5 protein-coding genes and 2 pseudogenes are annotated in these 6919 nt (G+C 60.5%); 4 read left to right on the top strand and 3 right to left on the bottom strand.

Features of this window, described 5'->3' with window-relative positions:
- Positions 1-36: 36 nt before the first annotated feature.
- The 4 genes and pseudogenes from ACUVTU_RS12890 to ACUVTU_RS12875 all read left to right on the top strand — a co-directional run.
- On the top strand, positions 37-702 hold the full coding sequence (locus tag ACUVTU_RS12890) for an ATP-binding protein (RefSeq protein WP_445890359.1): 666 nt from the start codon (positions 37-39) through the stop codon (positions 700-702).
- A 185-nt stretch (positions 703-887) separates the two neighbouring features.
- Positions 888-1373 (top strand): DUF523 domain-containing protein, encoded by a 486-nt coding sequence (locus ACUVTU_RS12885; protein WP_445890358.1) that lies wholly within the window; start codon positions 888-890, stop codon positions 1371-1373.
- Positions 1374-1488: 115 nt separating this feature from the next.
- Positions 1489-2067: pseudogene (locus ACUVTU_RS12880) on the top strand (hypothetical protein).
- Between the two features lie 18 nt (positions 2068-2085).
- Positions 2086-2193: pseudogene (locus ACUVTU_RS12875) on the top strand (4Fe-4S dicluster domain-containing protein); the annotation flags it as partial.
- Here the strand turns inward: ACUVTU_RS12875 and ACUVTU_RS12870 are convergent.
- The 3 genes from ACUVTU_RS12870 to ACUVTU_RS12860 all read right to left on the bottom strand — a co-directional run.
- Positions 2179-3876, bottom strand: coding sequence for a long-chain-fatty-acid--CoA ligase (locus tag ACUVTU_RS12870; protein WP_445890357.1), 1698 nt, complete (start codon positions 3874-3876; stop codon positions 2179-2181). The pseudogene ACUVTU_RS12875 and the gene ACUVTU_RS12870 sit on opposite strands and share 15 nt — an antisense overlap.
- Before the next feature lie 162 nt (positions 3877-4038).
- The gene (locus ACUVTU_RS12865; protein ID WP_445890356.1) at positions 4039-5805 is read right to left on the bottom strand and encodes a DUF2357 domain-containing protein; all 1767 of its coding nucleotides are present in this window, start codon (positions 5803-5805) and stop codon (positions 4039-4041) included.
- On the bottom strand, positions 5792-6919 hold a 1128-nt coding region (locus tag ACUVTU_RS12860), incomplete at its 5' end, for an McrB family protein (protein WP_445890355.1). The genes ACUVTU_RS12860 and ACUVTU_RS12865, both read right to left, overlap by 14 nt.

The following is a 6919-nucleotide window of genomic DNA, read 5'->3' as shown; positions in this document are numbered from 1 at the left end:
TGGGTCAGTTTTACTTGACTAGCGGGGGTCAATTCTATTTTACGATCTACAATCCAGAGACGCTTTCAGAAAATAATTGAAGAATCCCCTTCTCCGGTGGTATCTCCCGAGGAAAGAGAAATCCTTTATCGCTACACCCGGCGCCTGGCCAGGCAAATGCGTTACAAAGGAGCCGGCACCATAGAATACCTGCGTTCCCGACAGGGAGAATACTACTTTATGGAGATAAACGCCCGGCTGCAGGTAGAACATCCTGTCAGCGAAATGGTCACGGGCATTGACATTGTGCAGGCACAGATCTTGCTGGCGGGAGGTGCCAGGTTGCCTTATTCGCCAGAAGATATCCACCTGGACGGTCACGCCATCGAGGCCCGTGTTTATGCCGAAGACCCCCAAACATTTCTGCCTTCGCCTGGCATAATTCAGGAACTGTCCCTGCCAGCCACCGGTCCTGACCTGCGAATTGACCACGCCCTACAAAGTGGCCTGACTGTCCCACCCTACTACGACCCTCTACTGGCCAAAATCATTGCCCGGGGGCGGGACAGAAACCAGGCCATCCGGACACTGCAAAATGCTCTGCAAGAATGCACTATCGGCGGAATTAAGACCAACATCCCTCTATGCCTGGACATTTTAAACAACACCGCCTATAGGGCTGGCGAACTGCACACAGCATTCCTGCAGGAAATGGGCAGATAACTATTTGGAACATATTCACTCGCCCGAATAATACCTGGCCAGAAACTCGCTTTTAAGGGTACTCTGGTTAAGGCAATAATGACATTAGCAATAATAACCAAAAACAAGGCTGTCGGACATTGTCCCAGCCTTGTTTTTTATGTAAACTATGAGCAAATCATAATTTCGACCAGGGAGACACCCCTATGCTTTTGATCAGTTCCTGTCTGCTGGGCCTGCGGGCCAAATACAACGGAGGAGATAACACCGTGCCGGCACTGGTGGAGCTGTGCCGCCGCGGCCTGGTGGTGCCGGCCTGCCCGGAGCAGCTGGGCGGTCTGCCCACTCCCCGCCCGGCGGCCGAAATCCAGGGCGGCCAGGGATGTGACGTGCTCGATGGCCGGACCCGGGTGGTAAACTGCCGGGGGGAGGACGTCACCGAGCCCTTCATCCAGGGCGCCCGGGAAGTGCTGAAAATTTGCCGCCTTTTCGGCGTCCGGGCAGCTATTTTGAAAGAACGCAGCCCCTCCTGCGGCGGACGTTTCATCCACGACGGCACCTTCCAGGGCCGGGTTATCCCCGGCCGGGGCGTCACCGCGGCCCTGCTGCAGAGTGAGGGCATCCGCATTTTTTCCGAGGAGCAGTTGAGCGACGAGCTGCGGCAAAAGCTCCGGGCGGACGAGTGGAGCTGAGCAACGTCCCCCTTTTTCACTCCAGATCAAACCTTCCCCAGTGCGGCCAGCCGGCCGCGCTTTTTATTGTCTCAGTGCTGACAACAACATCAAACTGCGCCGGGGAACCAGAGTGATGGCTCTGGATTCCGCAAACAGCCAAATCATACTGGAAAGCCAGGAGACCCTGTCTTACAACCGCCTGCTACTGGCCACTGGCTGCGGTGCCGGAGCCTACGCCCGGCACGGTCTGCTGGATCCGGCGGCCACCGACCGCTATGCCGGGGCTGGCCTGAGGGCGGTTTTAACCGCTATCGGCCGGGCCAACGGCCTGGATGGCCCGCTGCCGCCCGTGCTGCACATGGGTTCCTGTGTGGACAACAGCCGGGCGGTGGATCTGGCCGTGGCCATTGCCAATAAACTGGGCGTGGACACGGACAAGCTGCCCGTAGCCGCTTCGGCCCCCGAATTCAAGACCGAAAAAGCAGTGGCCATCGGCACCTGAGCGGTGGCCTGCGGGCTGCCCGTACATCTGGGCCTGGTGCCGCCCGTACTGGGCAGTGCCCTGGTTACCTCATTGCTCACCAGTGGTATTAAGGATCTGCTGGGCGGCTACTTTATTGTGGAAACCGACCCCCAACAAGCAGCCGAAAAACTGTACGCTGCCATCCAGGAACGGCGCCGGGATCTTGGCCTGGAAACCCGGCCCTGGTAAGGGGAAGGAGAGGAGAGCATGAACAAAGAAATACTCATCCGCTACGACCGCTGTACCGGCTGCCGCTCCTGCGAACTGGCCTGCGCCGTGGCCCACTCGGCTAGCAAAACGCTATTCGGCGGCCTGGGCCGCGGCTTTTTGCTTTTCTTCGTCAGCCAGCACCCGGCGCAAGATCTTGCCCACATTGGTTTTGGGCAGCTCACTGCGGAACTCCACCAAGCGAGGGATTTTGTAGGCCGCCAGCTTTTGCCGGCAGTAGTCCATAATCTCCTGCTCACTGGCCTGTTCGCCCTCTTTGAGCACCACAAAGGCCTTCACGGTTTCCCCCCGGTAGGGGTCGGCCACGCCAATCACGGCCGCCTCCCGCACTTTGGGATGCTCGTAGAGCACCTCCTCCACCTCGCGCGGGTAGATATTGTACCCACCGGCAATGATCAGATCCTTTTTGCGGTCAACGATAAAGGTGTAGCCCCGTTCGTCCATATAGCCGATGTCGCCCGTATACAGCCAGCCGTCCCGCAGGGCGGCCGCGGTTTCCTCGGGCCGGTTCCAGTAACCCACCATCACCTGAGGCCCCTTAACGCAAATTTCCCCCACCTGGCCCGGGGGCAGCTCGCGCTGGCCAGTTTCCAAATCGGCAATCTTCACCAGAGTGTCGGGCAGGGGCAGGCCGATGGCCCCCACAGTGCCCGGATCGTGCTGGCGGGAGAGAATGTTGGACAGGGCCACGGGCGAGGTTTCGGAAAGGCCGTAGCCCTCCACCAGCACGCCCCCGGTGATGGCCTCGAACTTCTGCTTGACTTCCAGGGGCAGAGGCGCCGCACCGCTCAGGCAACCACGGATGGAGGAAAGGTCGTATTTAGGCGTATCGGGATGATTGATCAGGGCCACATAAATGGTGGGCGTACCCGGGAAGAGATTGGCCCGGTAGCGCTGGATGCTCTCCAGCAGCATTTTTACATCAAAGCGGGGAATCAGCACCATGGTGTAGCCGTTGAAGACCGAAATGTTCATGCACACGGTCATGCCGTAGGAATGGAAAAAGGGCAACACACAGAGGGAAACTTCCTGACCGGTCTTTTTATCAGTATCCCAGACGCACAGCTGCAGGGCGTTGGCATAAATATTGCGGTGGGTGAGCATGGCTCCCTTGGACAGGCCGGTAGTGCCGCCGGTGTACTGCAGCACGGCCAGATCCTTTTCCGGGTCGATGTCCGGCCGCTGGAAAAGGCCATCCGACTGGTTGATTAACCGGGAAAACCAGTAAATATCCGGCCGACGAGGAATATGGGCCAGCTGGCCTTCCCGGCGCGCTTTCAGCGGGTAGAGCAGGTTCTTGGGGAAGGGCAGGTAATCTTTTATGCCGGTCACCACCAGCTTTTCCAGCCCGCTCTTTTCCCGCACTGCCTCTACTTTGGGGTACAGCAGGTCCAGCAGGATGATTACTTTGGCCCCCGCATCCTTAATCTGGTGGGACAGCTCCCTTTCGGTGTACATGGGGTTGACGCCCACACATACCGCTCCTGCGGCCAGCACGGCGTAGTAAGCAATCACCATCTGGGGCAGATTGGGCAGCATCAGGGCCACCCGGTCACCTTTCTGCACACCCAGCTGTTTTTGCAGCGCCGCCGCCATTTTGTCCACCTGCTCCAAAAGCTGCCGGTAGGTCAGGCGGCCGTCCATGAAAATGGTGGCCGTGTGATGGGGGTAGCGGCCGGCAGTTTCCCGCAGAGCATCGTAGAGGGTAGCCCGGGGGTAGGTCAGGCTGGCCGGCACGCCGGGCGGATAGTGGTTGAGCCAGATGGTCACAAACATCTCCCTCCTGTTCCTGCTCAATGAATGAACTATCATTCACTTTGCTTACTACTACTAATCGCTTATAGATATGCTAGCAGGAACAGGAGGATAAAGTCAATATATTATGAAAATTTCAACTAATATATACAATAAATAACAGTCGCCGACCCCGCCTCACAACCCCCACACGGCCTTGAGGCGCTCGGCCAGCCAGCGGCGCAGGCGCTCGGCCGCCCCGGGACCGGGTACCAAACCCAGCTCGCCGCCCGTGGTACGGCTGCGCCGGGCCGGGGGGTAGTAATCGTCGGGGTAGACGGCCCAGGCCTCGCGCACGGGAAACTCCCATTCCTCCTCGGGCTGGTGCGGGCTGCTGCGGCTGCGGATGGTATCGGTGTAATACTGCTTTTCCTGCAGCTTGCGCGGGTCATGGCTGAAAGTGGCATCCAGGGTGATAATCTCGGGCGTAAGCGCTCCCGGCGGATAGTATTCCATGGCCACATCGGGGCAGTCCTTGCACTGCCAGACGCCGGCAATGCGGTAGGGGTAGGCGCCCAGCAGGGCGGCCGGCGCATAATCCAGGCGGGGGTAGCGGCGGGCGTACCAGACCAAAAGGCGCCCTTCGCGAGCCTTAAGCTCTACCACCCCGTTCTCCTTCAGGTTGTAGTTGAAGCTGCGCTCGTCCCCGGCCAGCCGGGCCCCGTTTTTGGAAAGCGGCTCAAAGCCCAGCTCCACCAGCGCCCGCACCACCCCCATGGCCACCCAGTATTCGTACAGCGTGTTAATGCTGCGGGTGCGCACGGGCAGGGCCGCTTCATCCACCGCCAGCAACTGGTCGGCCAGGCGCAGGCCGGAGCGAAGGCGCCGGGCCAGACGGCGGGCCTGGCGGTAGAGCGGGTGCAGGGTCTGCACCTCCCGGTTCTGGTGCAGGGTGAGGCCGGGCAAATGGCGCAAGAAGCTATTCTGCACCAGGCCATCCAGGGTGTTTTCCACCCCGGCCAGATACTGCACCCCCCGCCGCGCCCGGGCAGCCTTTTCCAACACCCATTCCCGGTACCCCCCTCTCAGTTCAGCCGCCCGGCGGGCCTGGTACACCGCCTCGGCGGCCAGCTGCTGTCTGAGCAGCACGGCTTCCCGGCGCATCTGCCTCACCAGCTGGAGCAAAAAGCGGTTGTCCGGTGTATTATAGGAAACCACATTTTGCTCCACCGGCAGCCGGGCGGGTAAAAGAGAGCGCCCGGCCGGTCCCTCCACCCATTGCCACTGCCCGCAGTGTTGGGCAGCCCGGTCCAGCATCTGCAGGGAAACCTGCCCGGCGCTGTGCAGGGGCCTGGGCACCGCCACCCGCTGCAGGGCCCGCTGCGGATCGCGCTCTATGCGACGAAAGAGCGGCAAAAACTCCCCCACCACCCGCCGCAGCACTTCAAAGCGGGCCGCCGCTGCTCCGGGCGGCAGTTGCCGCATCAATTCCTGCAGATCCCGCGCCATGCCATAATAATCCAGCAGGGAAATGTTTTGCTCCATTAGTTCACTGCGCATGAACTGAACCTGTTGGGAGGTAAACTGGCTCACCAGGTAGCGTACAGTAATAATCTTTTCTTCCAGCACTTCTCCCCCGTAAACCAGGGCCAGCTGGCTTTCACCCAGGAACTTCTGCCCGGCGTACTGCTGCACCTGCTCGCTCTCGGGACGCAGCACACCTGAAGCAGCCCGAAAAAAGCGCAGCGGGTAGCCGCCCAGGCCAGGTTCATAATCCAGCAGCAGGTACAGCTGGCCGGGATCCAGATCACCTTCCGGGTAGTGAATGATCAGGGTGCTCAGGTCGGCCGCCTCCAGCTCGGGAGGCTGCTCCAGGTGCACACCGGTCACCTGCCGACCCAGCAGGTAGACCTGCACCTCCTGGAGCGCTGCCACCAGCCAGGCTGGCAGTTCAGATCTGGCCAAGGGTGAACTCCTCCTCCCGCACCCGCTCGTTCAGCCGCTCCACATAGTCGCGGCACTGCGGGAAGGCCGGCTCTTCGGCGCCGGGCAGCTTTTCATCCTCGAAAAAGCCCAGGAGCTGGGCCACCATATCGGTATCGGCCCGGCGGCTGCGGGCCACCTGCAGTTTGGCCAGTACCTTCTGCTTGATCTGATAATCCAGGGCGGTGTAGAAACCAAAAGCATCGCTGGTCAGGGCGTAGTCCACCCAGCGGATGATCTCGGTGGCCGTGCGATAACCAAACTGCTGGTCGGCAGCCCGCAAAATGTTGTTGATGCGGCTCAAATAGTCCACCAGCAGATGGGCCGCATCCTCATTGACCAGGGGTGGCTGCCAGTAACCAAAGAGCTGGCCCATGGACTTGAGATCAATTTCCTCCAGCTTGATAAAATTGGAGCGATCCAGCACTTTGTCGCTGAAGGTGTGGGTGGTTTCGTCAATGTTCACCGTACCCGTGATGGACAGATTGGGGGGTACGGTCACCTCCCGGGGAATGCGGGCGTCCTCCACCGGATGGTCGTAGAGACGGATGCGCCGCATTTCGGGGGGCAGTTCCATCTTGCTCAGAAAATCCGAGAAGTAATATTCCACCCGGGCCAGGTTCATTTCATCCAGCAGCACCATGTACTGGCGGGGCGGGCGGTTTTCCCGGGCCGCCAGCTCGCATTCCCGGCCTGCCGCCAGCAGGAATTCGCAAAAGGGCGTGGGTACAAAGGAATTTTGCAAAATGTTGTAGGCACCCAGCAGACTATCATTGCTGGTCCAGTCGGGGCGCACGGCTACGGGCAACAGCTCGGCCCCGGTGGCCCGGGCATAGGTAAGCATCAGGCGGGTTTTGCCGCCACCCGATATGCCGGCTAAAATGACAAAGGGCTTGGTCTTTAAACTGATGTGGTAGCGCTTGATCAGGTCGTCGGGGTAGTACAGGCCGGCGGCGCGGGCTTCGGCCTGCACCCGGTCCACTACCGCCTGAAGAGATCGCTTTTCTTCCTCCTGCACCCGGCCCTGCACCCGGGATGCAGCCTCGGGCGCAGCCGGCGTCGCTCCACCGGCGGCCGCAGTGGCGGCCGGCACCGC

It is taken from the genome of Desulfurispora sp. (assembly GCF_052744395.1).
The sequence above is the reverse complement of the archived record's forward strand: the minus strand, read 5'-3'. Positions and strand labels throughout refer to the sequence as shown.

Bases quoted from the DNA above. Each gene is read 5' to 3' on its own strand.
- ACUVTU_RS12885 (WP_445890358.1), top strand. From the start codon at position 888: ATGCTTTTGATCAGTTCCTGTCTGCTGGGCCTGCGGGCCAAATACAAC.